Source organism: Kineosporia rhizophila (assembly GCF_021277265.1).
GTDB lineage: Bacteria > Actinomycetota > Actinomycetes > Actinomycetales > Kineosporiaceae > Kineosporia > Kineosporia rhizophila.
The window spans coordinates 51770-76819 of sequence record NZ_JAJSOH010000031.1; the positions used below are offsets into that span (position 1 = coordinate 51770).

26 protein-coding genes are annotated in these 25050 nt (G+C 71.6%); 8 read left to right on the forward strand and 18 right to left on the reverse strand.

The window, feature by feature from the left end:
• The first annotated feature begins 65 nt into the window (after positions 1–65).
• Positions 66–752: a phosphate signaling complex protein PhoU gene (gene phoU, locus LWF15_RS30325; RefSeq protein ID WP_232814397.1), complete on the forward strand. Its 687-nt coding sequence runs from the start codon at positions 66–68 to the stop codon at positions 750–752.
• Positions 753–825: 73 nt separating this feature from the next.
• Here the strand turns inward: phoU and LWF15_RS30330 are convergent, their stop codons facing one another.
• Genes LWF15_RS30330 through mshA form a run of 3 tightly spaced genes read right to left on the reverse strand, consistent with a single transcriptional unit; the run spans position 826 to position 3424 of the window.
• Positions 826–1569 (reverse strand): phosphoglyceromutase, encoded by a 744-nt coding sequence (locus LWF15_RS30330; RefSeq protein WP_232814398.1) that lies wholly within the window; start codon positions 1567–1569, stop codon positions 826–828.
• Between the two features lie 14 nt (positions 1570–1583).
• Positions 1584–2084 (reverse strand): YbjN domain-containing protein, encoded by a 501-nt coding sequence (locus tag LWF15_RS30335; RefSeq protein ID WP_232814399.1) that lies wholly within the window; start codon positions 2082–2084, stop codon positions 1584–1586.
• 11 nt (positions 2085–2095) lie between these two features.
• The gene (gene mshA, locus LWF15_RS30340) at positions 2096–3424 is read right to left on the reverse strand and encodes a D-inositol-3-phosphate glycosyltransferase (RefSeq protein WP_232814400.1); all 1329 of its coding nucleotides are present in this window, start codon (positions 3422–3424) and stop codon (positions 2096–2098) included.
• 246 nt (positions 3425–3670) lie between these two features.
• Here mshA and LWF15_RS30345 point away from each other — a divergent pair, with 246 nt between their 5' ends.
• Positions 3671–4480 (forward strand): class I SAM-dependent methyltransferase, encoded by an 810-nt coding sequence (locus LWF15_RS30345; protein WP_232814401.1) that lies wholly within the window; start codon positions 3671–3673, stop codon positions 4478–4480.
• Here the strand turns inward: LWF15_RS30345 and dtd are convergent.
• From dtd to LWF15_RS30390, 9 genes are all read right to left on the reverse strand, one after another.
• The gene (gene dtd / locus LWF15_RS30350; RefSeq protein WP_232814402.1) at positions 4458–4883 is read right to left on the reverse strand and encodes a D-aminoacyl-tRNA deacylase; all 426 of its coding nucleotides are present in this window, start codon (positions 4881–4883) and stop codon (positions 4458–4460) included. The genes LWF15_RS30345 and dtd overlap by 23 nt on opposite strands.
• A 36-nt stretch (positions 4884–4919) precedes the next feature.
• Positions 4920–5483, reverse strand: a complete 564-nt coding sequence (locus tag LWF15_RS30355; protein WP_232814403.1) for an RsiG family protein — start codon at positions 5481–5483, stop codon at positions 4920–4922.
• Positions 5484–5649: 166 nt separating this feature from the next.
• The gene (locus LWF15_RS30360; protein WP_232814404.1) at positions 5650–5970 is read right to left on the reverse strand and encodes a DUF2516 family protein; all 321 of its coding nucleotides are present in this window, start codon (positions 5968–5970) and stop codon (positions 5650–5652) included.
• A 195-nt stretch (positions 5971–6165) separates the two neighbouring features.
• Entirely contained in the window at positions 6166–7068 is a 903-nt protein-coding gene (locus LWF15_RS30365) for a hypothetical protein (protein ID WP_232814405.1), read from the reverse strand.
• A gap of 97 nt (positions 7069–7165) precedes the next feature.
• Positions 7166–7780 (reverse strand): helix-turn-helix domain-containing protein, encoded by a 615-nt coding sequence (locus tag LWF15_RS30370; protein WP_232814406.1) that lies wholly within the window; start codon positions 7778–7780, stop codon positions 7166–7168.
• A gap of 82 nt (positions 7781–7862) precedes the next feature.
• Positions 7863–8687: a BKACE family enzyme gene (locus tag LWF15_RS30375; RefSeq protein ID WP_232814407.1), complete on the reverse strand. Its 825-nt coding sequence runs from the start codon at positions 8685–8687 to the stop codon at positions 7863–7865.
• Between the two features lie 67 nt (positions 8688–8754).
• A complete protein-coding gene (gene ygfZ, locus LWF15_RS30380; RefSeq protein ID WP_232814408.1) occupies positions 8755–9861 on the reverse strand; it encodes a CAF17-like 4Fe-4S cluster assembly/insertion protein YgfZ in 1107 nt (368 codons plus the stop codon).
• 44 nt (positions 9862–9905) lie between these two features.
• Positions 9906–10340 (reverse strand): Fur family transcriptional regulator, encoded by a 435-nt coding sequence (locus LWF15_RS30385; protein ID WP_269811099.1) that lies wholly within the window; start codon positions 10338–10340, stop codon positions 9906–9908.
• Between the two features lies 1 nt (position 10341).
• Complete coding sequence (locus LWF15_RS30390) at positions 10342–10875, reverse strand: FABP family protein (RefSeq protein ID WP_232814410.1); 534 nt, start codon at positions 10873–10875, stop codon at positions 10342–10344.
• Between the two features lie 45 nt (positions 10876–10920).
• Between LWF15_RS30390 and LWF15_RS30395 the strand changes: the two genes are divergently transcribed.
• Complete coding sequence (locus tag LWF15_RS30395) at positions 10921–11283, forward strand: DsrE family protein (protein ID WP_232814411.1); 363 nt, start codon at positions 10921–10923, stop codon at positions 11281–11283.
• On the opposite strand, the gene LWF15_RS30400 is transcribed toward LWF15_RS30395, so the two are convergent.
• The gene (locus tag LWF15_RS30400) at positions 11280–12032 is read right to left on the reverse strand and encodes a hypothetical protein (RefSeq protein WP_232814412.1); all 753 of its coding nucleotides are present in this window, start codon (positions 12030–12032) and stop codon (positions 11280–11282) included. The two genes, LWF15_RS30395 and LWF15_RS30400, sit on opposite strands and share 4 nt — an antisense overlap.
• 391 nt (positions 12033–12423) lie before the next feature.
• Here LWF15_RS30400 and LWF15_RS30405 point away from each other — a divergent pair, with 391 nt between their 5' ends.
• From LWF15_RS30405 to LWF15_RS30430, 5 genes are all read left to right on the forward strand, one after another.
• Positions 12424–13140, forward strand: coding sequence for a winged helix-turn-helix transcriptional regulator (locus tag LWF15_RS30405; RefSeq protein ID WP_232814413.1), 717 nt, complete (start codon positions 12424–12426; stop codon positions 13138–13140).
• A 52-nt stretch (positions 13141–13192) separates the two neighbouring features.
• On the forward strand, positions 13193–14116 hold the full coding sequence (mshD, locus tag LWF15_RS30410) for a mycothiol synthase (RefSeq protein WP_269811100.1): 924 nt from the start codon (positions 13193–13195) through the stop codon (positions 14114–14116).
• Positions 14117–15086: 970 nt separating this feature from the next.
• Complete coding sequence (locus tag LWF15_RS30420) at positions 15087–17309, forward strand: RNA degradosome polyphosphate kinase (protein WP_408624340.1); 2223 nt, start codon at positions 15087–15089, stop codon at positions 17307–17309.
• 61 nt (positions 17310–17370) lie between these two features.
• Positions 17371–18663: a geranylgeranyl reductase family protein gene (locus LWF15_RS30425; RefSeq protein ID WP_232814415.1), complete on the forward strand. Its 1293-nt coding sequence runs from the start codon at positions 17371–17373 to the stop codon at positions 18661–18663.
• A 262-nt stretch (positions 18664–18925) separates the two neighbouring features.
• Positions 18926–19876 carry an NUDIX hydrolase gene (locus LWF15_RS30430; protein ID WP_232814416.1) on the forward strand — a complete coding sequence of 317 codons (951 nt, stop codon included), beginning with the start codon at positions 18926–18928 and terminating at the stop codon, positions 19874–19876.
• Here the strand turns inward: LWF15_RS30430 and LWF15_RS30435 are convergent.
• Genes LWF15_RS30435 through LWF15_RS30455 form a run of 5 tightly spaced genes read right to left on the reverse strand, consistent with a single transcriptional unit; the run spans position 19873 to position 25015 of the window.
• Positions 19873–20973, reverse strand: coding sequence for a substrate-binding domain-containing protein (locus LWF15_RS30435; RefSeq protein ID WP_232814417.1), 1101 nt, complete (start codon positions 20971–20973; stop codon positions 19873–19875). The genes LWF15_RS30430 and LWF15_RS30435 overlap by 4 nt on opposite strands.
• A 17-nt stretch (positions 20974–20990) precedes the next feature.
• On the reverse strand, positions 20991–21599 hold the full coding sequence (locus LWF15_RS30440; RefSeq protein ID WP_232814418.1) for a GTP-binding protein: 609 nt from the start codon (positions 21597–21599) through the stop codon (positions 20991–20993).
• Positions 21583–22029, reverse strand: coding sequence for a DUF742 domain-containing protein (locus LWF15_RS30445; protein WP_232814419.1), 447 nt, complete (start codon positions 22027–22029; stop codon positions 21583–21585). The genes LWF15_RS30440 and LWF15_RS30445 overlap by 17 nt, the downstream gene beginning before the upstream one ends.
• Positions 22026–22472 (reverse strand): roadblock/LC7 domain-containing protein, encoded by a 447-nt coding sequence (locus LWF15_RS30450; protein ID WP_232814420.1) that lies wholly within the window; start codon positions 22470–22472, stop codon positions 22026–22028. The genes LWF15_RS30445 and LWF15_RS30450 overlap by 4 nt, the downstream gene beginning before the upstream one ends.
• Positions 22469–25015: a HAMP domain-containing sensor histidine kinase gene (locus tag LWF15_RS30455; RefSeq protein WP_232814421.1), complete on the reverse strand. Its 2547-nt coding sequence runs from the start codon at positions 25013–25015 to the stop codon at positions 22469–22471. The genes LWF15_RS30450 and LWF15_RS30455 overlap by 4 nt, the downstream gene beginning before the upstream one ends.
• Positions 25016–25050: the final 35 nt, after the last annotated feature.

Sequence of the window (25050 nt, forward strand, 5' to 3'; positions counted from 1 at the left end):
GAGGACGGCGAGCGGTCGGTCAGGTTCCCGCTCCACCATCAGACCCTCAATCCTAGGAGAGCTCCGTGAGCGGTGGAATCCGCGAGCAGTTCGAGATCGACCTGCAGTCCATCGACGACCAGCTGGTCGAGATGACCCGGCTGGTCGGGTCGGCGATGGCCCGGTCCACCACCGCCCTGCTCGACGCCGACCTCACCCTGGCCGAGAGCGTGATCGAGGCCGACGAGCAGGTCGACGCGCTGCACCACGACCTCGAGGAGCGGGCGCTGGTGCTGATCGCCCGCCAGTCCCCGGTCGCCACCGACCTGCGCACGCTGATCGCCGCCCTGCGGATGAGCGCCGACCTGGAGCGGATGGGCGACCTGGCCCGGCACGTGTCCAAGCTGGCCCGGCTGCGCTACCCGAACTCCGCCGTCCCGGCCGAGCTGCGCAGCTACATCGTCGAGATGGGGCACATCGCCGAGCGTCTGGTGCTGAAGACCGGCACGATCATCGCCAGCCGCGACCTGAAGGCGGCCGAGGAGCTCGAGGCCGACGACGACGAGATGGACCGGATCCACCGGGAGATGTTCGCCAAGCTGCTCTCCCCCGACTGGACCCACGGCGTCGAGGCGGCCGTCGACATCACCCTGCTGAGCCGCTACTACGAGCGCTACGGCGACCATGCCGTGGGCGTCTGCCGCCGGGTGGTCTTCCTGGTCACCGGCGACCACACCGCCGCGCACGGTGAGGCCCCGCTCGACCAGGTCTGAAAAGCCGACAAATTAGAGACGTCCGTGGTCCCCCTTCGGGGCCCACGGACGTCTTCAGTTCGGTCTGGTTCGTTCAGCGGCCCTGGTTGGCGACCGCGGCGACGGCCGCCGCGGCGGCGTCGGGGTCGAGGTACTTGCCGCCCTTGACCACGGGCTTGAACTCGTCGTCGAGTTCGTAGACCAGCGGGATGCCGGTGGGGATGTTCAGCCCGGCGATGTCCTCGTCGGAGATCCCGTCGAGGTGCTTGACCAGGGCGCGGATCGAGTTGCCGTGCGCGGCCAGCAGCACCGTCTTACCGGCCACCAGGTCGGGCTTCACGTCGCTCTCCCAGTACGGGAGCATGCGCGCGACAACGTCTTTCAGGCACTCGGTGGCCGGCAGGTCGTCGCCCAGGTCGGCGTAGCGCGGGTCTCCGGCCTGGGAGAACTCGTCCTTGGCGTCGATCGGCGGCGGGGGCGTGGCGTAGGAGCGACGCCAGAGCATGAACTGCTCCTCGCCGAACTCGGCCAGCGTCTGCTTCTTGTCCTTGCCCTGCAGAGCGCCGTAGTGCCGCTCGTTGAGCCGCCAGTTGCGCTTGACCGGGATCCAGTGCCGGTTCGCCGCGTCGAGGGCGAGGTGGGCCGTGGTGATCGCGCGGCGCAGCAGCGACGTGTGCACCACGTCGGGCAGCACGCCGGCGTCGACCAGCAGCTGGCCGCCCTTCGCCGCTTCTTCACGGCCCTTCTCCGACAGGGGCACGTCGACCCAGCCGGTGAAGAGGTTCTTCGCGTTCCATTCGCTCTCGCCGTGGCGGAGCAGGACCAGGGTGTACGCCATACCCCGCAGATTAGTCACTCGCTCTGGAGGAGGTGACGGAAGGCCTCGAGGTTGCGGGTGGACTCGCCCCGATCGGTGCGCCAGGCCCACTCGCGGCGCATCGAGGAGAGGAAGCCCAGGGCGAGCAGGTCGTTGAACGAGCCGTCGGAGGCGGTGAGGACGGCGCCGAGCAGGTCGTCGATGGTCTCGGCAGTCACCCCGGCCAGCGGGATCCGGCCGGTCAGGTAGACGTCGCCGAGCTTGTCCAGGGCGAACGCGATGCCCGGCAGGCGGGTGTTGCGCTGCAGCAGCCAGCGGTAGAACGCCTCGTGGTTCTCGTCGGGCCGGCGCACCACGAACGCCGAGACGCTCAGCGCGCGGTCGGTGACCAGGATCGAGACGCCGGTGCGGAGCTTGGCCTCACCGGGCAGCTCGACCACGTACTCGCCGGGCCGGGTGCCCGGCACCGACTCGACCCCCGCCTCGGCGAGCCAGCCGCGAACGGTGACTTCGGCGTCCTCACGCAGTTGGTTCAAGGCCCTACCCCTCAGCCGGCGGCAACTACCAATTGTGGTCCCCCAGCCGCTAGGCGGCCGGGAGGTGCCCCCAGTTCGTGGGCGGCACAGGCGGCCGCGTACGTCTCGAGGGTGGCATCCACGGTGTGGTCCCAGCTGAACAGGTTCGCGTGTCGCACCGCCGCCCGGCTCATCCGTTCCCGGACCAGCGGGGCTCGCAACAGCTCCTCGAGCGCCCGGGCCCAGGTGGCCGGCTCGTGCCCGGTGACCAGCAGCCCGGTGCGGCCGTCGCGCACCGCAGTGGCCAGGCCGCCCACCCGGGCCGCCACCACCGGGGTGCCGCAGGCCTGCGCCTCCACCGCCACCAGGCCGAACGACTCGCTGTAGGAGGGCACCGCGACCAGGTCGGCGGCCCGGTACCACTCGGCCAGGACCGGGCGCCCGACCGGCGGGTGGAACCGCACCAGGTCACCGATGCCCAGGTCGACGGCCAGCTTCTGGAGTTCCTCGGGACGCTCCAGGCCGGACCCGCTGGGCCCGCCGAGCACGGCCACCACCAGCTTCTCCCGGCGCTGCGGGTCGGCCGCGACCAGCGCGGCGACTGCGCGCAGCAGCACGTCGGGGGCCTTCAGCGGCTGGATCCGGCCGACGAACAGCACCAGTTCGGCGTCGGCGGGCAGCCCCAGCCTCTGCCGGGCCCGGGCCCGCCCGTCGGCCTGCGGGGTGAAGGTGTCCAGGTCCACGCCCGGCGGGATCACCGTGACCAGTTCCGGATCGGCGTCGTACAGGCCGATCAGGTCACGGGCCTCCAGGTCGGTGTTGGCGATCAGCCGGTCGGCGGCGGCCACCACCTGCTCCTCGCCGATCACCCGCCCGGCCGGTTCGGGCCTGTCGTCCGCGGCCAGGGACAGGTTCTTGACCTTGGCCATGGTGTGCATGGTGTGCAGCAGGGGCACGTTCCAGCGCTCGGCGGCCAGCCAGCCGACCTGCCCGGAGAGCCAGTAGTGCGAGTGGATCAGGTCGTACCAGCCGGCCGCGAGCCGGGCCTCGGTGCGCAGCACCCCGGCGGCGAAGGCGCAGAGCTGGCCGGGCAGATCGTCCTTGGCCAGGCCCTCGTAGGGTCCGGCGACGATGTTGCGCACCAGCACGCCGGGCAGCATCTCGGTCACCGAGGGCAGGTGGCCCGCGGTGGCCCGGGTGAAGATCTCCACCTCGGTACCGCGTCGCGCGAGCCGTTTGGCGGTCTCGACCACGTACACGTTCAGGCCACCGGCGTCACCGGTGCCCGGTTGTTCCAGCGGCGAGGTGTGCACAGAGAGCATCGCGACCCGCCCGGGCGTCCCGTCCGGCCTCAGCCCCATGCGTCCTCCTCGCTCGTTCCAGTACTGCTGAAAAACCCCCGAACGAAGCTAACCCACAGGTGCAGACCGCTCTTCCCGAAGTCGGCCGGGGGTGACCGTCACCACGTGGTCACAACGGTGTGCGGTCCTGTCACCGGCGACGCACTCCTGGGGCCCTCGACCTCACGTTTGGCCTTTGCTCGGACGTCTTCCCGGGTGGGCGGGGGAGGGCGGGTGGCCGTCCGGCGTGAGTCTTAGGGTGGCTCCGTGCCTCCGCCTCGCCCCCGCGCCGTGCAGGGCACGATCACCCGGGGCACGACCAATCCCAACCGGTTGCGCAGGGTGGACCGCTGGCTGGCGGGACCGGCCGCGGGGCGGCTGAGGGCGGCTGAGGACCCGCTGGTGGTGGATCTGGGCTACGGGGCCAGCCCGATCACGGCGGTGGAGCTGCACCAGCGGCTGAGCGTGGTGCGGCCCGACGTCGAGGTGGTCGGCATCGAGATCGATCCGGCCCGGGTGGTGGTGGCCAAGCCGTTGGAACGGCCGGGCCTGAGCTTCCGGGTGGGTGGCTTCGAACTGCCCCTGGGTGGGCGTCGGCCGGTCGTGGTCAGGGCGTTCAACGTGCTCCGGCAGTACGCCGAGCCGGAGGTGGAGCCGGCCTGGGACCTGGTGCGGTCCGGGCTGGCCCCGGGTGGGCTGCTGGTGGACGGCACCTGCGACGAGATCGGCCGACGGTCGACCTGGGTGGCGGTGGACGCCGAACGGGGGCCGGTCAGTCTGAGCATCTCGTTGCGGCTGGGCGGGCTGGACCGGCCCTCGGACGTGGCCGAGCGGTTGCCGAAGTCACTGATCCACCGCAACGTGCCGGGTGAGCGGGTGCATGCGTACCTGAACGCGCTGGACGCCGCCTGGGCCCGCAGTGCCCCGCTGAGCTCGTTCGGGGCCCGTCAGCGGTGGCTGGCCACGGTCTCGGCGGTGAAGGCCGAGGGGTGGCCGGTGCTGGACGGGCCGGCGCGCTGGCGGCTCGGCGAGATCACCGTGACCTGGGAGTGCGTCAGGCCTCGAGCAGAATCGTGACCGGGCCGTCGTTGACCAGTTCCACCTGCATGTCGGCGCCGAAGCGGCCGGTGGCCACCTTGAGGCCGTGCCCGCGCAGGGCGTCGGCGAGGGCCTGGACCAGCGGTTCGGCCACCGGGCCGGGGGCGGCCTGGTTCCACGACGGGCGGCGGCCCTTGGCGGTGTCTGCGTAGAGGGTGAACTGGCTGATCAGGAGCACGCCGACGGCCAGGTCGACCGCGGACTTCTCGTCTTTCAGGATGCGCAGGTGGGCGATCTTCTTGGCGATCGTGGCCACCTGCTCGGGACCGTCGGTGTGGGTCACCCCGGCCAGGACCACCAGGCCGGGGCCGTCGAGGGCGCCGACCTCCTCACCCTCGACCGTGACCCGGCCGGACAATGCGCGCTGCACCACTGCTCTCACAGCGCCCAATCTAGGGCGTGCCCGAGCAGCCGCCGGTCAGAAACGGTCGGCCAGGCTGACCTGGTCGAGCTGGTAACGGCGGGCCACCTCGGCGGTCAGTGCGTCGACCACCTGCTGCACCTCGCGCCGCGACCTCGACACCCGGTTCTCGATCTCGACCAGGCGGGCGAGCGCGGCCTCCAGGTCGGCGTCGGGCATGTCCAGGTCGGAGACGCCGACGTCGGACACCGCCCGCTCGGCCTCCCGGCGGTGCTCGCCGATCCGGCTCGGGGTGGCGGCCATGTGCCGGCCCAGGCCCCGGTCGGTGCGCTTCTCGGCGCCCAGGATGCGCTTGAGCGTCTCGGCGATCGCCTCGTCGGTGCGGTTGCCGAAGACCGGCTCGGACGGGCCGTCGCCGCTGCGGCGGGCCTGCTCGGCCCGCAGGATGTCGATCCGGCCCTGCAGCAGCCGGCGGGCGTAGGAGAGGTCGACCTCTTCCTGGTCCGCGTCGGCCCGGCGAGCCCGGACCTCCTCGAGATCCAGCACGTCGATCCCGTCCAGGTACCCCGGAGCGAGCACCCGGTCGATCCGGCGACGCCCTCCGGGCATGTACTCGGTCATGGACCCTCCCTGTCACGCTGGTCACGCCGGCACCGTCTGGCCCGCAGGGTGCGGGTGCGGCGACTGGGGCGAGCCTAGCGGCTGGACCATTCGTTGCGTGACTACGCGACCGCGTTGCGTGACGAGTCGCACTGGTCAGGTCACCCGGGGAACCCGGGTGCCGAGCTCACCAGCGGCCGTAGGGCCCGTTGTTGCCGCCGCCGGTGATCGACTTGATCGCCGGCCGCACGTCGACCAGGTAGACCGCGGCAGCGACGAAGGCGATCAGGTTGAACACGTTCAGCGGCATGTTGTTGACGAAGATGACGCCGATCGCGGTGGCGACACCGAGGATGCCGAGCCAGATCGGCTTGGTGAGCTTGCCCGCGGCGGTGAACGCGTCGGTGCGCTGCCGGAGCGCATCCACCAGAGCGAAGGCCTGCACGCCGAGAGCGAGCACGCCGATGATGAGCATGAGCAGGCCCTGCACGTTACCCAGCGCGTCCATACATCTACCTTAGGGCCTCGAGGCTGCCCCCGGTCCCCCCGGAGGATGGTCTGAGATGACAACGATTGGGCCTCGCCGGAAGGTTCCGGCGAGGCCTCTGGGCGCACCCGACGGCGCAGCCCCAGCGGGGGGTCTGACGCCACCGGGAGATGCTCCGGCCACGAGCAGTTCGCCCGGCCGGACCATCCGTCGCCGTCAGGCGGTGGGCTTCTTGGCCGACGTCCGAGGCGCCCGGGTGCTGGTGGCCGTGGTCTTGCGAGCGGCGGTGCGGGGGCTCTTCACCGCGGCCTTCACAGCGGCGTCGTCTGCCGCAGCGTTCGCCGGCCCGGCCACCTTCGTCGCCGGGGCAACCGTGCCCTTGGCGGCCTTCACCGCAGGAGAGGTGGCCGCCGGAGCACCGTTGGCCGCGGCCGCGGCGGCACGCTTGGCCACGGCGGTCTTGCGGGTGGCGGGCTTCTTCAGCGGCGTGGCCTGGTTGCCGCCGTCGCCGACCTCGACCGCCTTCTGCAGCGCATCCTCGTCGAGCCGGACCGGGGCGTTCACGACCTCGTCGGTGGTCCCGACCGGCTCGGCGACCGTGCTGCTGGGACGCCCCATCGCCAGAGTGCCGCGGATCACCGAGGCCGTGTCGTCGGCGGCACGGCGGGCCACGGTGACCGCGGCGCGGCCCCGGCTCAGGGTGCTGCCGGCCTGGCTGACGAAGACCTGGGTGACGAAGGTCTGGCTGACCAGGGGCTGGCCCTCGGTTTGGGGGTAGACCCGGTCGAACAGGTCCTTGCCGCGGCGGGCGAGTTCCTCGTAGGCAGCCTCGGCCTTGCCCGCCACCTCGAGGGCGCGGGCGACGGCGCGGGTGGGTGCCTGCTCGGCCTGGGCCCGCAGGTTCTTCGGGTCGAGCGCACCGACCCGCTTCTCCACGTCGGCCAGCCGCTTCTCCACGTCGGACTGGAAGCGCTGCTGCAGGTGCGAGGCCCCGGCCGCGGCGGCGCGGACCTGCTGCACCGCCAGGTCGGTGGCCCCCACCACGGCGAACAACGGGGTGGTGGGCAGGCCGGGTTTCGGCGTACCGGCCGGACGCTGGTCCTGGTCGGTGGTGGTCATGGTGTCCTCCTGGTCACGAGCCGGGATCGGCGGCCGCAGTCGTCGGATCTTCCTGCCGAAGCCACCGGCGACGCTGCCGACGGACGGATGATGAGGCTCAGTCGGTGCGCTGTTCTTCGGAACCGACCTGACGCAGCGCAGAGCGCGAGGTCGCCGGGCGCCGGGCGGCCCGCTTGCGGGCGCCGGCCGCACGCCGGGCCGCACTGGGGCGAGCGGCCCCGGCCGGGACCGGCTCACCCGCGGCCGTTGCCTGCTCGGCGCCACGGCGCCGGGACTTGAGACCGGCACCGTCGGCCAGGGGCACCACGGTGCCCTCCGCCCCGACGACCCCGATCGCCCCGGCTGCCCCGACGGCGTCGTCCCGGGCGTTCTCGGCGCGGAAGGTCTCGTAGATATCGAGCAGCACCCGCTTCTGCCGGGCGGTGAGCCGGACGTCGCTCTGGATCGCCACCTCGACCTCGACCCCGACCGACTCCTCCAGCAGGCCGGCCCGCTGGAACAGCGCCTCGGCCGAGATCTGCAGACCCTTGGCGATCTGGGTGAGCACCTCGGCGGAGGGCTTGCGCAGCCCCCGCTCGATCTGGCTGAGGTAGGGGTTGCTGACGCCGGCCGCGTTGGAGAGCTGGCGCAGCGAGAGCTTGGCGCTCTCGCGCTGCTCCCGGACGAAGGCTCCGAGTTCGGTCACCCGATCGGGCACTTTGAGGGTTGCCACCCGGCCACTGTGCTTGCTCGAGTTAGCACTTTGCAAGCTGCCTGCTGACCCGGCCGGATGATCCGGGTCACAGAATGGGGCTCTATGCGGACAGACCGATCAGCTCTCGCGCCTGCGCCGGGCTCATCGCCGGGCGCTGCAGATGATTGGCCAGCGTGGCCGCCCGGGCGGCCAGTTCGGCACTGCCGGTGACCGGGCGGCGGGGCGCGAAGAAGACGTTGTCCTCCATGCCGACCCGCACGTGGCCGCCCATCGCCAGGCTCGCCGCGAGCACCGGCAGATGCCCGCGGCCGATGCCGGTGGCCGACCAGGAGGTGACCGCCGCGGGCAGCGCCTGCACCCCCGCGACCAGGGCGGGAACGGTGGCGGGCAGGCCCCCGGGCACGCCCAGGACGAAGTCGGCGTGGACCTTGCCGCCGTAGGGCAGGCCGAACTCGCCGACCAGCCGTTCCAGCGTGGCCACGTGCCCGAGGTCGAACAGCTCGAACTCGGGCACCACCTGGGCGGCCTGACTGCGCTGGTACAGGTCGACCACGAACGGCCAGGGGTTGCTGAACACGTCGTTGCCGAAGTTGACCGTGCCGCAGGTGATCGAGCACGAGTCGGGGGCGGCGTCGAGCACCTTCAACCGGTCGGCGAGCGGGTCGTGCACGCTGCCCCCGGTGGACAGCTGCACGATCAGCCCGGTGTTCTCCCGCAGCGCGGCGACCGTCTCGCGCAGCCGCCCCAGGTCGAGCGTGGGCCGGTGCTCGCCGTCGCGGATGTGCACATGGATCATCGCCGCGCCCGCGGCCTCGCAGGCCCGGGCCTCGGCGACGAGTTCCTCGACCGTGGTCGGCAGCTGCGGCCAGGTCGCCTTGTCGATCTCGGCACCGGTGGGCGCGACGGTGATCAAAGTGCGATTCATCCGCCCATCGTGACTGTTGGCCGCAGAATCAGCCAGCAACATCCGTCTTCAATTGAGATCTTGCGGTTCAGCCCTGCGGCAGACGGCGAATCTTCGGGACGTCGGCGGAGGGACCGGCGGCCGCGTCGACCACGATCTCCTGCGCCGCCTCGACCCCTCCGGCCAGCAGCTGCACATCCGGCGGGGTGGAGCGCTTGAGCACGGCGAGGGCGATCGGGCCCAGTTCGTGGTGCCGGGCCGCGGTGGTCACCCGCCCGACCTCACGCTCGCCGTTGAGCACGGTGGCGCCCGGCGCGGGCAGCTCGTTCATCGTGCCGTCGAGGTGCAGCATGACCAGCCGGCGCGGAGGGCGGCCGAGGTTGTGCACCCGGGCGATCGTCTCCTGCCCGCGGTAGCAGCCCTTCTCCAGATGGACGGCGGTGCGCAGCCAGTCGAGTTCGTGGGGGATGGTGCGGTGGTCGGTCTCGAAACCGTGCCGGGGCCGCCAGGCGGCCACCCGCAGCGCGTCCACCGCCCAGGTGCCCGCGGCGCCGTCGAACTCCCCCGCCGCCACCTGCTGCTCGAACTCGGCGCGCGGGATCAGCACCTCGCGCCACTTCCACTCCGGGTGCCCGGCCACCTCGATCTCGTCGGCGGTGTAGAGGGCGCCCCCCACGGCCAGGTCGGGCCAGGGGTCACGCCAGGCCAGCGGCTCACCGGTGGACTCGCTGTCCACCGCCTCGCCGACCACGGCCCAGTCGGCGGTGACGTCGGCCACCTCGACCCGGCGCATGAACACCATGCGCTGCAGGAAGGCGACCAGCTCACCGGCGGTGCCCGGCTCGACCGTGATCCAGGTGGCGCTGCCGTCGTCGACCAGGTGCAGGTCGTGCTCGACGTGGCCGTTCGGGGTGAGCAGCAGGGCCTCGGTGGAGGTGAACGGCGCGAGGCCGGACAGGTGCTGCGTAGTCATCGAGTGCAGCCAGGTGAGCCGGTCGGGGCCGGCGATCCGGATCACCCCGCGGTTGGACAGGTCGGCCCGCGCCTGACCCGCCTCGAGCCGCCGCTGCTCCCCCACCGGGTCGCCGTAGTGCCAGGCCACACCACTGTCGATGCCTTCGACGGGAACGGCTCCGGGGCGCTCCAGCAGCGGACTGCGGTAGCTCGGGACGGCAGGGGCGACGGGTTCGCTCATGTCGCTGTGCAGCGCCCCGGGCCCCGCAGAACTTCCCGGCCCGCTCACGAGTCCTGGCACTGCGCGCAGAGGCCGTGCAGGGAGAGGTGCCCCAGGTCGGTGTCGAAGCCGGACTGCTCACGCACCGCCCGGGCCAGCGGCCGGGCCAGGTCGAGGTCGGCCTCGGTGATCGCGCCGCAGCCCCGGCAGACCAGGTGCAGGTGGTTGACGTGACTGGCCACCTGGTAGGTCGGGGAGCCGTGGGTGAGATGGGTGTGACTGATCACCCCGATCTTCTCCATCAGCTCCAGGGCCCGGTAGACCGTGGAGAGATTGACCGGGCCCGACTCGTTCTCCCTCTGGACGAAGTCGCAGACCTCCTCCGGGGTGGCGTGGCCGAGCTCGGTGACCGCCCGCAGCACCGAACGACGCTGCGGGGTGGCCCGCAGACCGCGTTCCCGCAGGGCGGTGTCCAGCTCCGCGACGGTCACCTGGGCCATCTCAGACCCGCTTGAGCCGGGCCGAGGCGTGCGACTGCAGCGGGTGCCCCTCGGCGGCCATGTCCAGGGCCCAGAGCAGGTCGGACTCGACCAGCCCGTAGAGCCGGGTGGCGGCGGTGTACTCCTTGGCCGAGACCGTGCGGGCGACCAGGTCGGTCTGCAGGTCGATGCGGGGGCCCTTGGCCCGGCCCAGGTAGATCTCGGAGATGCCGGTCGGGTGCACGATCAGCACCTCGAGGTCGGTGCTGGGCGTGTTGTCGGTCTCCGGCTCGGCGTCGGCCGGCGGCGCGACCGGGCGCCAGTAACCGGTCTCGGTGGCCAGCGGCTCCACCTGGTTGCCGGCCGCGTCCAGGCGCCACATCCGCGAGGTGTACGAAAGGAACGGACGGCCGTCGTGGGAGAACTCGATCTCCTGGCCGAAGTTCGCCTCTTCCATGGTCGGGTAGCCGATCACGCCGGCCCCCTCCCAGCGGCCGATCAGCCAGGCCAGGGGCGCGAGCGGGGTGGGCAGGTCGGTGTCTAGTTGGAACGCCACGGTGCGATCGTATGACGAGCGGCCCGCCGAGGTAGCGTCGCGGGCATGGCCGACTCGCTCGTGATCGAGGTCGTCGCCGGGCCGGACGCCCCGGAACGCTGCAATCAGGCCTTCACCGTGGCCGCCGCCGCCTGCGCGGCCGGGGTGCCGGTGGAGGTCTGGCTGAACGGTGAGGCCGCCTGGCTGGCGGTGCCCGGGCGGGCGGCCGGGCTGGTGCTGGAAGAGGCCGCACCACTGACCGAACTGCTCGAGATCGTGCTGGAGGCGGGGCAGGTACGGGTCTGCACGCAGGCCGCCGCCCGGCGTTCGATCGACCCGGCCGACCTGATCGAGGGCGTCACCATTGCGGGCGCCGCTGCCTACCTGGAGCGCATCCTGCGTGAAGGCACCCGCACGCTGGTGTATTAACCGATACCCATCCGGAAGATCGCGTAGGCCGCCGTGCCGGCTGCGGCCACCGGAGCTGCGGCCCGGGCCAGGGTGGCCGGCTGCAGCCGGGTGAGCAGCCCTTCCGCATCGACCAGGCGATCGACGGCGATGCCCACGCCGGAGACGGCGAGCCCGACCAGCGCTGCGGTGCCCAGCGGCACGCCCGGCACCACGACCGAGGCCACCACCGAGGCGACGAGCCCGGCGCCCAGGCCGGCCCAGGTGAGCATCGACGGGGCCAGCGGCAGGGTGAGCACCAGCCGGCCCACCGCGGTACCGGCCGCGGCCACCACCACCGCCGCCGATCCGGCCTCGGTGTCGCCGACCAGCACCCAGCCCGCGGCCAGCATGGCGACGAACTGGCCGGACAGCGTCCCGGTCACCGACTCGACCAGGTTGTGCCGGCCGTCCCGGCGGAACAGTTCGTGGGCGAAGCTGCTGAGCACGGCGGCCGCCATCACTCCGGAGAACACCGACAGCGGCTGCTCCACGTCGACCTCGGGCGAGATCGCGATGCTCCCGGCGACCAGGGCGCCCACGCCCAGGACCAGGATCAGGAACGTGGTGCCGGCCCGGTGCGGGAGCCGGAGCAGGTCGCTCCAGCCGATGGCGAGCGCCAGAACGGTGAGCCCGGCGGCGGCGGCGAGCACCGGCCCTCCGGCGTAACCGGCCACGGCCAGGACGGCGGCGGCCACCAGAGCCAGGCCGGCGGGAAGCGGGGCGGTCACGCCCGCATCCTGACAGATCCCTGACAAGCGCCCACGGCCGAGAGCGCGATCGGCGGCCGGTGCGCGCGGTGGGTACCCGGCTGGCAACTCTGAGTGAGCATCGATGCCGTGAGAGTCACACGCCACACCTCTTGGCGGGAACCGCCCGAACCGGATTCACTTCAGACACCGCCCGGAAACGTCCCAGTGAGACCGCGTTCACGTACGAACTTGTGCTCAGGTGGCCGAACTGTGACGTTGCGTGGCGCCAAATAGTGGTCAGCCCCTGTGACAGGAACGCCTCGTCACCTACCCTGATCGGGTTGCACTCCGCAAAGACGCGGGCACCACGGGGGCACACAACCGGGCTCGCCACCTGCACGGTCGGTCGGACGACGCGGAGGTCTACCAGATGGCTTCACTCCTTCTTTTGACGAATGCCCTGGCCCCGTCCGCCGAGGTGCTCCCCGCCCTCGGCCTGCTGCCGCACCAGATCCGGGTGCTGCCGGCCGAGGCTGCCGTCCTGGTCGACGCTCCCCCGGCCGACGCGGTGATCGTCGACGGCCGCCGCGACCTGGCCGGCGCCCGCTCGCTGTGCCGTCTGCTGCGCACCACCGGGCTCTCCTCACCGTTACTCCTCGTGCTCACCGAGGGCGGCATGGCCGCCGTGGTGGCCGACTGGGGCGCCGACGACGTCCTGCTCGACTCGGCCGGCCCGGCCGAGGTGGAGGCCCGCCTGCGGCTGGCCGCCGGCCGCAGCCGCCTGGCCGAGACCCAGGCGTCCGACGAGGCGCCCGAGATCCGCGCCGGCGACCTGGTCGTCGACGAGGTGACGTACAGCGCCCGGGTCCGCGGGCGCGCGCTCGACCTCACCTACAAGGAATTCGAGCTGCTGAAGTTCCTGGCCCAGCACCCGGGCCGGGTGTTCACCCGGGCCCAGTTGCTGCAGGAGGTCTGGGGCTACGACTACTTCGGCGGCACCCGCACGGTGGACGTGCACGTCCGGCGGCTGCGGGCCAAGCTCGGCCCCGAGCACGACGCCCTGATCGGCACGGTGCGTAACGTCGGCTACCGGTTCGTGCCGCCCGGCCGCGAGCGGGCCGGGGTCGAGGAGACGGTCGACGCCTGAGGCCGGTGCCCCGGCCCCGAGTGCTGCCGTTGCGTCACCACCTATGCTCCCGATGGTGACCTCCCGCGTGAACATCGAAGCCCTCGACCAGCTTTCCGGGACCGACGCCGAGGGCGTGCGCGCCCTTCTCGCCCGGGCGACCGCCGCCGACGGGGCCGCCCCGATCTCCGAGCACGTGCTGCTGGCGATGGGTTCGCCGGTCGCCGGTGGGCAGCACCTGCTGGTGCGCGACGAGGCGGGCGGCGTGATCGGCTACGCCCACGTCGAGAATGCCGAACCCGAAGAACTGAGGACGGTCGTGGGCGCCGAGGCGGTGATCGCACCTGAGCTGCGGGGCCGGGGTCACGGGCGGACGCTGGTGGAGACGATCGCTGCGGACGGCCGGCTGGCGCGGATCTGGTCGCACGGGGACCACCCCGCAGCCCGGGCGCTGGGCGCCCGGCTGGGTTTCCGGGTGGTGCGTGAGCTGCTGCAGCTGCGCCGGCCGATGGGCGACGAACTGCCCGCCCCGGTGCTGCCGGAAGGCGTCACGCTGCGCACGTTCCGGCCCGGCGAGGACGACGAGGCCTGGCTGCGGGTGAACGCCCGGGCCTTCAGCTGGCACCCCGAGCAGGGCCGGATGACGCAGGCCGACCTGGACGCGCGCAAGGCCGAGCCGTGGTTCGACCCGGCCGGTTTCTTCGTGGCCGAGGCGGACGGCCGGATGATCGGCTTCCACTGGACGAAGGTGCATCCCGAGGGTGAGGGCGAGGTCTACGCCGTGGGCGTGGACCCGGACCGGCACGGCGGGGGCCTGGGCACGGCGCTCACCCTGGCCGGGCTCCGTCACCTGGCCGGACTAGGGCTGGAAACCGTGCTGCTGTACGTCGAGGCCGACAACGCAGCGGCGCTGAAGGTGTACCACCGGCTCGGGTTCGGGCAGTTCGCGGTCGATGTCGTGCACGAGGGCCCGTACCCCGAAGACGTGCCGCACTGAAGCCGTACGAAGCAGGACTGAAGTTGCCGGGCCTGAGCGCCGAACAGGCCGTGTGGGTGGATTCTCGCTCCCCGCGGCAGCACCATCCGAACGGAACCGACCAGTCGCGGCGGCCAGGTGGCCGAGACCGGGACATCGAGCGCGAGACCAGGACAGTGAGAGCATGGCGGACATGACCAGCTCGGCGGGCCCTTCCCCCTCACCGGCGGCCACCCGGAGTTCCAGCGCGTCCAGTAGTGCGGCGCCTGCCAGTACCGGCAGAGCGTCCACCACCGCGCGCCCCCGGAAGGCGGCCACGACCTCGCGCAGCACGTCCCCCCGCACCACCACGCCGCGTGGTGCGGCACCCCGTAAACGGGTGCCCGGCAACCAGAACGCCGCGGTGGCCCCGGCCGCGGGCCCCGACTCGGCAACCGCCGGCGAGGCCCCGGCCAAGAAGGTCGCGGCGGCCAAGAGCGACAAGCGGGTCGAGGTGGTGGCCCCGGCCGAGTCCGGCAAGGCGGCCGCCAAGAAGACGGCGAAGCAGGCCGCCCCGCGCAAGGCAGCCACCAAGCGTCCGCCGGCGAAGAAGACCGTGGCCCGGACGATTGCGCGCAAGACGGCTCCGAAGAGCGGGGCCGACGCGGTGGACAGCGGTACTGCACAGCGAAGCTCCGGTTCCGACCCGGCGGTCTCGATCGAGGCCACGCTGCGTGAGCCGGTGACCGACGCGCCCACCGCCAAGAGCCCGGTCCGCAAGGCCCCGGCGAAGAAGGCCACGCCGGTGAAGGCGCCGGCCAAGAAGGCCGTGCCGGCGAAGAAGAGCGCACCGGTCCGGAAGACGGCCGCGAAGCGGCTTCCGGCCAAGAAGGCCGCCGAGGTGACCGGACCGGTTGCCCGGCCCCGATCGTCAGGTTCCGATCTTCCCGACGCTCTGGTGACCCCCGACGAACCGGTCACCCCCGTTGAGGTGGTGGCCAGCAAGGACGACGTGACACCCCCTGACCTCACCGCCACTGCCGAACAGAACCGCCACGCCTCCGCGAACGCCCTGGTGGCCGCGGCCCAGGACACCCAGGACCGGCTGACCTCGCTGATCCGGGAGTCCGACCAGCCGCAGGTGCGCCGCTTCCTCGACCGCGAGCTGAGCTGGCTGGCGTTCAACGAGCGGGTGCTCGAACTGGCCCGCGACCCCGATCTGCCGCTGCTCGAGCGGGCCCGCTTCCTGGCCATCTTCGCCAGCAACCTCGACGAGTTCTTCATGGTCCGGGTGGCCGGGCTGAAGCGCCGGATCGCCACCGGCCTGGCCGTGCGCGCGGCCAGCGGGCTGGAGCCGCGTGACCTGCTGGGCCGGATCCGGGCCCGGGCGCACGAGCTGCAGGCCATGCACGCCAAGGTGTTCGCCGGCGAGATCGCCCCGGCGCTGGCCGACGCCAACATCACCATCGTGCGCTGGGACCAGCTGGCCGAGGACGAGCAGGCGCGCCTGCACACGTTCTTCCGCGAGCAGGTGTTCCCGGTGCTCACCCCGCTGGCGGTCGACCCGGCGCACCCGTTCCCCTACATCTCCGGGCTCTCCCTGAACCTGGCCGTGGTGCTGCGTAACCCGGTCACCGAGAAGGAGATGTTCGCCCGGGTCAAGGTGCCGCAGCTGCTGCCGCGCCTGGTCAACGTCGACGCCGACGAGGAGCCGGACGGCCAGGAGTTCCCGCGGGCCCGCTTCGTGCCGCTGGAAGACATCATCGCCTCGCACCTGGACCAGCTGTTCCCGGGCATGGAGGTGCTCGAGCACCACACCTTCCGGGTGACCCGCCAGGAGGATCTCGAGGTCGAGGAGGACGACGTCGAGAACCTGCTCAAGGCACTGGAGAAGGAGCTCCTGCGGCGCAAGTTCGGCCCGCCGGTGCGGCTGGAGGTGGCCGAGGACATCGGGCCCCACATGCGCGACCTGCTGGTGCGCGAGATGGGGGTCAGCGAGTCCGAGGTGTTCCCGCTGCCCGAGCCGCTCGACCTGCGCGCGCTGAACCTGGTCGCCGACCTGGACCGGCCGGAACTGCGCTACCCGAAGTACGTGGCGGTCACCCCGCGCGCGCTGTCGGAGGTGGAGAGCTCCAAGCCGACCAACATCTTCGACGCGATCAAGCGCCGCGACGTGCTGCTGCACCACCCGTACGACTCGTTCTCCACCACCGTCCAGGCCTTCCTCGAGCAGGCCGCCGACGACCCGCAGGTGCTGGCGATCAAGCAGACCCTGTACCGGACGTCCGGCGACTCGCCGATCGTGGACGCGCTGATCGACGCGGCCCAGGCCGGCAAGCAGGTGCTGGCCGTGGTCGAGATCAAGGCCCGGTTCGACGAGGAGGCCAACATCTCCTGGGCGCGCAAGCTCGAGCGCGCCGGGGTGCACGTGGTCTACGGCATCGTCGGGCTGAAGACCCACGCCAAGCTCAGCCTGGTGGTCCGGCAGGAGTCGGACGGCCTGCACCGCTACTGCCACGTCGGGACCGGCAACTACAACCCCAAGACCGCCCGGCTCTACGAGGACCTGGGCATGCTCACCTGCGACCCGCAGGTCGGCGAGGACCTGAGCCGGCTGTTCAACCAGCTGTCCGGCTACGCCCCGAAGACCGCCTACCGGCGGCTGCTGGTGGCCCCGCGCTCGCTGCGCACCGGTCTGGTCGACCGGATCGAGCGGGAGATCGCCAACCACGACGCCGGACGCCCGGCCGGGGTCAAGGTCAAGGTCAACTCGATCGTCGACGAGGTGGTCATCGACGCGCTCTACCGGGCCTCCCAGGCCGGGGTGCCGGTGGACGTGGTGGTGCGGGGGATCTGCGCGATCCGCCCGGGCGTGCCCGGGCTGAGCGAGAACATCCGGGTGCGCAGCATCCTGGGCCGGTTCCTGGAGCACTCCCGGGTGTTCTGGTTCGCCGGCGGCGGAGAGCCGGTGGTCTACATCGGCAGCGCCGACATGATGCACCGCAACCTCGACCGCCGGGTCGAGGCGATGCTGCGGCTGCGCGACCCGCGGGACATCGCCGAGCTGGACGAGCTGCTCACGCTGTCGATGGATCCGGGCACGGCCTCCTGGCACCTGGACGCCGAGGGCGTGTGGACGCGGCACCACCACGACGCCGAGGGCAAGCCGCTGCGGGACCTGCAGTCGTACATCATCGCCAGCCGTCCGCCCAAGCGGTCGGGCCGGCGGCGCTGACGCTCGGGCCCCGGGTGCCCCCGGCGCAGGCTCCGGCCTGCGCTGGGGGCACACTTGGTTCATGACTGACCAGCTGCCGACGTCCACCGATCTGCTCGTCGTCGGCGCCGGTCCGGCGGGTTCGGCCGCGGCCGCCTGGGCGGCCCGCTCGGGGCTGAACGTGGTGCTGGCCGACAAGGAGACGTTCCCCCGCGACAAGGCCTGCGGAGACGGCCTGACGCCGCGCGCGATCGCGGAACTGGACCGGCTCGGGCTGGACGGCTGGCTGGCCGACTACCCCACGAACCGGGGCCTGCGCGCCTGCGGTTTCGGGCAGGAGCTGCAGCTGCCCTGGCCGGGCGGTTCGCTGCCGGACCGGGGCTCGGCGGTGCCACGCACCACGCTCGACCACCGGATCCGCGAGGAGGCCCTGGCCTCCGGCGCGCGCGGGGTCGAGAACGCCCGCGCGGTCGACGTGATGCGCGACGGCAACCGGGTGATCGGCGTGGTCTTCGCCGGCGGCAAGGACCGGCCCAGTTTCACCATCGGCTGCCGGCGCCTGGTGGTGGCCGACGGCTACCGCTCCCAGCTGGGCCGGGTGCTGGGCCGGGAATGGCACCAGAACACGGCTTTCGGGGTGGCGGCGCGGGCCTACGTCAAGTCCGGCCGTAGTCAGGACGAGTGGATCACCTCGCACCTGGAACTGCGGGGGGCGCAGAACGAGTTGCTGCCCGGCTACGGCTGGGTGTTCCCGCTGGGCGATGGTGAGGTCAACATCGGGGTCGGCGCCCTGGCCACCGAAAAGCGACCGGCCGACGTGCATCTCAAGGATCTGATCAACGTCTACGCCGGGCTGCGGCGCGACGACTGGGAACTCGAGGGCGAACCGCGCGGCGTCCGGTCGGCCATGCTGCCGATGGGCGGTGCGGTCAGCGGGGTCGCCGGGGCCAACTGGGCGCTGATCGGTGATGCCGCCGGCTGCGTGAACCCGCTGAACGGCGAGGGCATCGACTACGGGCTGGAGACCGGGCGCCTGGTGGCCGAACTGTTCGCCGCCGGCGCCGGTACCGGCATCGGAACCGGGCGCAGCTACGCGGATCTCAACAAGGCCTGGCCGGCCACCCTGCGCGAGCACTACGGCGCCTCGTTCTCCGTCGCCCGGCGGCTGGCCACCCTGCTGACCGTGCCGGGGGTGCTGAAACTGGGCGGCCCGGTGGGTATGCGCTCGCACTACCTGATGACGATCGCGCTGCGGGTGATGGGCAACCTCGTGCTGGAAGAGGACAAGGACTACGTGGCGCGGCTGTGGCGCGGCGCCGGGCGGCTCTCCCAGCGCCTCGACGACCGGGCCCCTTTCGGCGAACTGCGCTACTGAACCGGCCCGGGTTCACCCGCCGTGCACCACCCGGCCGTCTTCTGTTTACGCCGGTTCGTCCGGTACGAAACGCTCTGCCCTGTCGTGATCTTCGGACGGCAGGGGTCGCCGCGCCGAGCCCGCGCGCATCTGCCATAGTCACAGGGTGAGTCGCCGCCCCACCCGCTCGTCACCCCGCTCGGCGAAGGGTAAACGGAAGCGGCCCAAGCCGAAGCACACCCCTCGCCCTTCCCGTCGCCCCGCCGCGCCTGCCCCTGCGGTGGTGGTCTCCGCCGGCGCGCTGTGCTGGCGTCTGCGCGACGATGCCGACGGTCCGGAAGACCTCGAGGTGCTTCTGGTCCGCAGCGCCCGTTGGGGCGACTGGTCGTGGCCCAAGGGCAAGATCAAGCCGGGCGAGACACTGCCCGAGTGCGCCGTGCGCGAGGTGCAGGAAGAGACCGGCGTACGGCCCCTGCTCGGTCGTCCGCTGCCCTCGGTGGGATACGTGCTGCCCGACGGCCGCGACAAGATGGTCACCTACTGGGCCGCCCAGGCGCTCTTCACCACCTCTCGCAGCGCCCAGCCGGAAGAGATCGCCGACGCGGTCTGGCTACCGGTGCAGGAAGCCCGCGCACTGTTGACCCGGCCGAGCGATCTGCCGCCGCTCGACGCGCTGATGGCCCACGCCCGTGCCGGGGAGCTCGACACCCGCGCGCTTGTCGTTCTGCGGCACGCCAAGGCGCGGTCGCGGGCGCACTGGCCGGGTACCGAGGGCGACCGTCCGCTGACCTCGGTGGGCCGGTCGCAGGCGAACGCCCTGCCCGGCCTGATCGCGGTCTGGGCGGTCGACCATGTTCTCACCTCGCCCTGGGCCCGCTGCATGATGACGCTGCTGCCCTACCTGCGTGAGCGCAGCCCGGCGGCGGATCCGTACCAGGGGGTGGAGGTGCTGCCGCTGCTGTCGGAGCAGGGTCTGCGCAACCAGCCGGAGCGGGTGCCGGAGCTGTTCCACAGCCTGCTCACCGAGCGCGCCGGCAGTTGGCTGGTCTGCACTCACCGTCCGGTGCTGGAGTCGGTGATGGGGGCGCTGGCAAAGGCCTGCACCCCGGCGGCGCTGGAGTCGCTGCCCGCGGCCAATCCCTGGCTGGGCACCGGCGAGGCGCTGATCGCGCACATCGCCGGTGCCGGGCAGATCGTTGCGGTGGAACGGTTCCGGCCGGAGGTCCGGAGTTAGGCCTTGGCCTTCAGTTCCTCTTCCGTGATGTAACCGCTGTCGATGAGCAGCGTCTTGTAGTTGCTCTTGTCGACCTGGACCGGGTTGAGCTGGTACGTCGGCACGATCTTGACGTCGTTGTCGTACGTGGTGGTGTCGTTGACGATCGGCTCGGACTCGGTCAGCAGCGCATTGCCCTGCTCCACCGCAACCTTGGCCAGCTCGCGAGTGTCCTTGAAGATCGTGGCGGTCTGCTCGTTGTTCAGGATCGACTGGACCGACGGGATCTCGGCGTCCTGGCCGGAGACCACCGGCATCGGCTTCTCGGCCGTGCCGTAACCCTTTTCCTTCAGGGCGTTGATGATGCCGATCGACATACCGTCGTAGGGCGACAGCACCGCGTCCACGTTCTCGTCCTGGTAGTACTCGTCCAGGAGCCTGGTCATCCGGTCCTGGGCGACTTTGCCGCTGTAGCCCTCGGTGGTCATGACCTTGAAGGAGCGCTCGCCGCTGAGGATCTTGACCTTGCCGGACTGCAGGTACGGCTGCAGGATCGCCTTGTTGCCGTCGTAGAACGACTTGGCGTTACGGTCGGTCTTCGACCCGGCGAACCACTCGATGTTGTACGTCTTGTCGTCGTTGGCGTTCAGGTCCAGCCGGTCGACCAGCAACTGGGCCTGCATCTCGCCGACCCGCTTGTTGTCGAAGGTGGCCTGGTAGCCGACGTCCTGGGTCTCGGTGAGCAGACGGTCGTAGGCGATCACGTCGATGTCCTTGGACGCGGCGAGCTTGAGCTGGTCGGTCAGCTGCGAACCGTCCACCGCCGCGATCACCAGGAGCTTGCTGCCCTTGTCGATCAGGCTCTTGACCTGCTGCTGCTGCATCTGCGCGGTGTTGTCGGAGTACTCCAGCTGGGTGGTGTACCCCATGGCCTTGAACTGCTCGACCATGGCGTCGCCGTCGGCGATCCAGCGTTCGGACTCCTTGGTCGGCATGGAGATGCCGACCAGCGCGCCCTGGTTGGCGTACACGCTGTCCGCCGGGATCTCCTCCGATCCGCAGGCGGTCAGCGTGAGGGCCAGACCGACACCGGCCAGGCCGGCAAGAATCTTTCGCACGTGCTCGTCTCCTGCTCTCAGCGCTGGTTCCGGGCCTTGGCCCGGGCCAGGATCCGCCGCAGCAACGTCAGCACCACGGCCTTGACCTGCTCGCGGTCACGGGCGTCGACCGCCACGACCGGGACGTCGGGGTCGACGTTCACCGCGTGCCGCACCTGGTCGAGGGTCATGGTGGCCCGGCCGGCGAACGAGTTCACCGCCACCACGTAGGGCAGCTTGATGCTCTCGAAGTAGTCCAGCGCGACGAAGCAGTCCTCCAGCCGGCTCGGGTCGACCAGGACCACGCCGCCCAGGGCGCCGTCGGCCAGGTCGTTCCACATGAAGCCGAAACGGTCCTGTCCGGGCGTGCCGAACATGTACAGGATGATGCTCTCGTCGATCGTCACCCGGCCGAAGTCCATGGCCACCGTGGTGGTGGTCTTCTGGCTGGCCACGCCCGCGTCGTCGACCCCGATCGAGGCGGACGTCATCGGGGCCTCGGTGCTCAGCGGGCTGATCTCCGAGAGCGCCCCGACCGTGGTCGTCTTGCCCACGCCGAAACCGCCGGAGATCAGGATCTTCACCGGGATCGGCGGCCGCTTGGCCTGCGGCTGGCCGGCCGGCCTGGCGTCAGAGTGCAGAGACACCGTGAATCAACCTCTCGATGAAGGCGACGTCGTCGGCCATGGACGCGGAGGAGGCGGACTGCTGCAGGTAGCCCGCCGCGACCAGGTCGCCGGCCAGCACCTGGACCACACCGATCGGCAGCCCGATCCGGGCCGCCACCTCGGCGCAGGCCACGGGCCGGTCGCAGGCCCGCACGATCATCGCCATCTCGGTGGACCAGTCGCGGCCGGGCGAGACCGGGCGCTCACAGATCAGCAGGGTCTCGATACCGATGTTGGCGGCACCACCACCGGTACGGCCACCGGTGATCAGGTACGGCCGGTTGTGGCCACCCGGAGTGTCGTCCACGGTGTTGTGGAAACGTTCCTCGCTGCCGATCTGGATCTGCCGGCCCAGGAACGGGCGGCCGAAGCTCTCCTGCTCCTCCTCGTAACCGTCGTAGCCGCTCACAGCGCGAGGTTCGCCTTGAGCTCGGTGATCAGCTCGGGCGTGAGCAGGACACCGACCCGCTCGACCAGCATGGCGGTCTCGTAGCCGACCAGGCCCAGGTCGCACTGCTGGGCGGTGACCACACCCAGGCAGGCCCGGCCGTTGATCATCGAGCAGAGCAGGTAGCCGCCCGAGAACTCGATGATGACCTGGGTCAGGCCCCCCTTGTTCAGCAGCCGGCTGGCGCTCTGGGCCAGCGTGGTCAGGCCGGAGACGGTGGCGCCGAGCTTGTCCGCGTCGCCCCGCTCCATGCGGACCGACATGGCCATCAGCAGACCGTCGGAGGAGACCCCGATGATCTGCTCGACCCCGGCCGTCTCCCGGACGAAGTTGTCCAGCATCCAGCTGACGTTCTGTGCGGCGGGACTGAGCATGGTGGCGGCCCCGTATCCGTTCGGGCTCATGAGTAGTTCTCCATGGTGTCTTCTTCGTCGGTTCCGTGGATCCGGCCGGTCTCCTGCGTGGCCCGCGTGGTGGCGGCCTGCAGGCTGGACAGCTGACGGCCGATGCCCTGCGCGTCACGCGGCAGGCCCCGGAAGGCCCCGCCGTGGTCGGTCTCGATCTCGGCCAGCTGCGCCCCGCGCACCCGGCGCACCGGAGTACCGGCCGGGTTCTGCGGCTGCGCCTGCGGTGCGTGCTGCTCGAACTGCTGCTGGTACTGCGGCTGCTGCTGGTACTGAGCCGGCTGCGGGGGCGCGGCATCCGCCGGACCGGACGCGGGTCCGCGGCGGGCGGCCGCCACCCCGGACTGGAGAGAAGACATCTGCGACCTCACGCGGTTCGGATCGAGGGGCTGCGCGGCCTGGTCAGCCGAGGCGGGGCCGAGGTCACCCAGCTGAGCACCGCGGACCCGGCGGACCGGGCCCTGGTTCGGGTTGGGCTGCCCGGCCGGCATCATCGGCGACGCGGACGGGGAGGGCATCGGGGCGGGCATCGAGGGCCGGGACGGCAGCTCCGGCATGGCCAGCGGTCCGGTCGGGGCAGCGGGCGCCCGGCGGGCGGCGGCCTGGCCGGACTGCAGCGAGGACATCTGCGAGCGCACCACGTTCGGGTCGACCGGGCGCTGCTGCGGCTCGGGCTGGCCCGGTGCCAGGTCGCCGAGCTGGGCACCGCGCACCCGGCGGGAGGGGGCGCCGGCCGGGTTCATGGGCGGCATTCCCGGGGCGGGCGCTGATCCGGCTGAAGCAGCGGCGGGAAAGGGCGCAACCACCCCAGCCGGCTGCTCGGGGTACGAGGCCGGGCCGGCCGGTGCGGCGGGCAGGCTCGGCATCGCGGGCATGCCCTGGCTGGGCGAGCGGGTGCCGGCGGCGGTCGGGTTGCGGCGCGGCGTAGGGGCCAGCGACGCCGGGGCCGCCGAGGCGGCGGCCGGGGCCGGGGACGGCGTGGAGGTGAGCATCGGCACCTCGGTGACGTCGTGGAACGTGGCCGGCAGCTTGGCGTCGCTGATCACCGAGGCCGGCACCAGCACCTGGGCGGTCAGGCCGACCTGGTCGGAGGGCAGCAGGCGGACGACCATGTCACGCCGGGCGGCGATCCGGCCGACCACGTGCAGGCCCAGGACCTTCGCGTCCGGACGGCGTGAGCCGGCCTGCGAGATCCGGTCGTTGGCCTCGTTCAGGTCCTCCTCGTTCATGCCCAGGCCGGCGTCGATCACGTCGAACTGGTAGCCGCCGGGGATGAGCCGGCCGACCACCTGGACCTGACGCTCGCGCGGGGAGAAGCGGGTGGCGTTCTCCAGCAGCTCGGCCAGCATGTGCGTGAGGTCGGCCGCGACCGAGCCGGACACCTTGGCGTGGTCCATGTGGTGCACGGTGACCCGGTTGTACTCCTCGATCTCGGAGAGCGAGGCGCGCAGCACGTCCTGCATGGCGATCGGGTGCGACCAGGTACGGGTCTGCTTGGCACCGGCCAGAACCAGCAGCGACTCGGCGTTCCGCCGGATACGGGTGGTCAGGTGGTCGAGGCGGAACAGCTTGTCCAGGGCGTTCGGGTTGGACTCGTCGCGCTCCAGCTCGGTCACGTAACCGAGCATGCGGGTCATCAGGCTCTGGTTACGGCGGCCCAGGTTGACCAGGGTCTCGGCGTTGGCCTGCTCGTTACGCCGCTGCTCGAGGGCCAGGTCGACGGCGCTGTCCTGCAGGGTGTTGAGCGCGCTGGCCAGGGTGGCGAGCTCGTCGCGGGTGGTGACCGCGAACTTGGGCAGGGTGGGCGGTGAGGCGTCGGCCGGCATCTGGCCGATCTCGGCCACGGCCTGCGGCAGACGCTCGTTGGCGACGTTCAGGGCGGCGTCGGTCAGCGCGCGCACCGGGCGGGTGATGCCCCGCACCATCAGGTAGGCCGCGGCGGTGGCGATGAGGACGACCAGCACACCGGCGATGTAGATCTGGTTGAGCCGGGTGTCGGTGGAGTCGTTCTGGCTCTTGATCAGCTCGTCGGCGGACCGCGTGCGGTAGTCGGCGATGATGCTGACCAGGCTGCCCGGGAAGGTCTCGAGCCCCTCGACGGAGGTCGCGACCTGCTCGCTCTGGCGGAAGTCGGAGGCCACGAAGGCGTCCAGCGCGGCGCGGTACTGGGTGTTGACCGCGTCGTGGCTGGTCTCGAACTGCTGCAGCATGGTGCGCAGACGCGGGTCTTCCTCGCCGACATTGGCCAGCAGGTCGGCGTTGGACGCGTGGACCCGGTCGACCAGGTCGTCGTAGATGCCCTTGAGCCGGTCGTAGTCCTCGGCGTCCCGGGCCGAGAGCAGGATCTGCTGCAGGGCGGTGACCTGCTGACCGAACTCCACCAGCATGGTGCGCGAGGCTTCACGCTGCTGGATGTTGCCGTCGATCAGGTCCTGGTACTCCCGGGAGGTGTTGGCCAGCTGGGCGGACAGCACGACGATCGTGACCAGAACCGCAGCCAGGAGCGCACCGACCAGGAGGCCGAGCTTCTGTGCGATCTTCATCGGTGAACTCCTGTGGCGCTTCCTGCGCTCTGGGT

What these genes read in the sequence shown, in the direction of transcription:
- LWF15_RS30330 (WP_232814398.1), bottom strand. Translation starts at nt 1,569, where the DNA reads ATGGCGTACACCCTGGTCCTGCTCCGCCACGGCGAGAGCGAATGGAAC.
- mshA (WP_232814400.1), bottom strand. Translation starts at nt 3,424, where the DNA reads ATGGGGCTGAGGCCGGACGGGACGCCCGGGCGGGTCGCGATGCTCTCT.
- LWF15_RS30355 (WP_232814403.1), bottom strand. Translation starts at nt 5,483, where the DNA reads ATGACCGAGTACATGCCCGGAGGGCGTCGCCGGATCGACCGGGTGCTC.
- LWF15_RS30360 (WP_232814404.1), bottom strand. Translation starts at nt 5,970, where the DNA reads ATGGACGCGCTGGGTAACGTGCAGGGCCTGCTCATGCTCATCATCGGC.
- LWF15_RS30365 (WP_232814405.1), bottom strand. Translation starts at nt 7,068, where the DNA reads ATGACCACCACCGACCAGGACCAGCGTCCGGCCGGTACGCCGAAACCC.
- LWF15_RS30375 (WP_232814407.1), bottom strand. Translation starts at nt 8,687, where the DNA reads ATGAATCGCACTTTGATCACCGTCGCGCCCACCGGTGCCGAGATCGAC.
- ygfZ (WP_232814408.1), bottom strand. Translation starts at nt 9,861, where the DNA reads ATGAGCGAACCCGTCGCCCCTGCCGTCCCGAGCTACCGCAGTCCGCTG.
- LWF15_RS30385 (WP_269811099.1), bottom strand. Translation starts at nt 10,340, where the DNA reads ATGGCCCAGGTGACCGTCGCGGAGCTGGACACCGCCCTGCGGGAACGC.
- LWF15_RS30395 (WP_232814411.1), top strand. Translation starts at nt 10,921, where the DNA reads ATGGCCGACTCGCTCGTGATCGAGGTCGTCGCCGGGCCGGACGCCCCG.
- LWF15_RS30405 (WP_232814413.1), top strand. Translation starts at nt 12,424, where the DNA reads ATGGCTTCACTCCTTCTTTTGACGAATGCCCTGGCCCCGTCCGCCGAG.
- mshD (WP_269811100.1), top strand. Translation starts at nt 13,193, where the DNA reads ATGGTGACCTCCCGCGTGAACATCGAAGCCCTCGACCAGCTTTCCGGG.
- LWF15_RS30425 (WP_232814415.1), top strand. Translation starts at nt 17,371, where the DNA reads ATGACTGACCAGCTGCCGACGTCCACCGATCTGCTCGTCGTCGGCGCC.
- LWF15_RS30450 (WP_232814420.1), bottom strand. Translation starts at nt 22,472, where the DNA reads ATGAGCCCGAACGGATACGGGGCCGCCACCATGCTCAGTCCCGCCGCA.
- LWF15_RS30455 (WP_232814421.1), bottom strand. Translation starts at nt 25,015, where the DNA reads ATGAAGATCGCACAGAAGCTCGGCCTCCTGGTCGGTGCGCTCCTGGCT.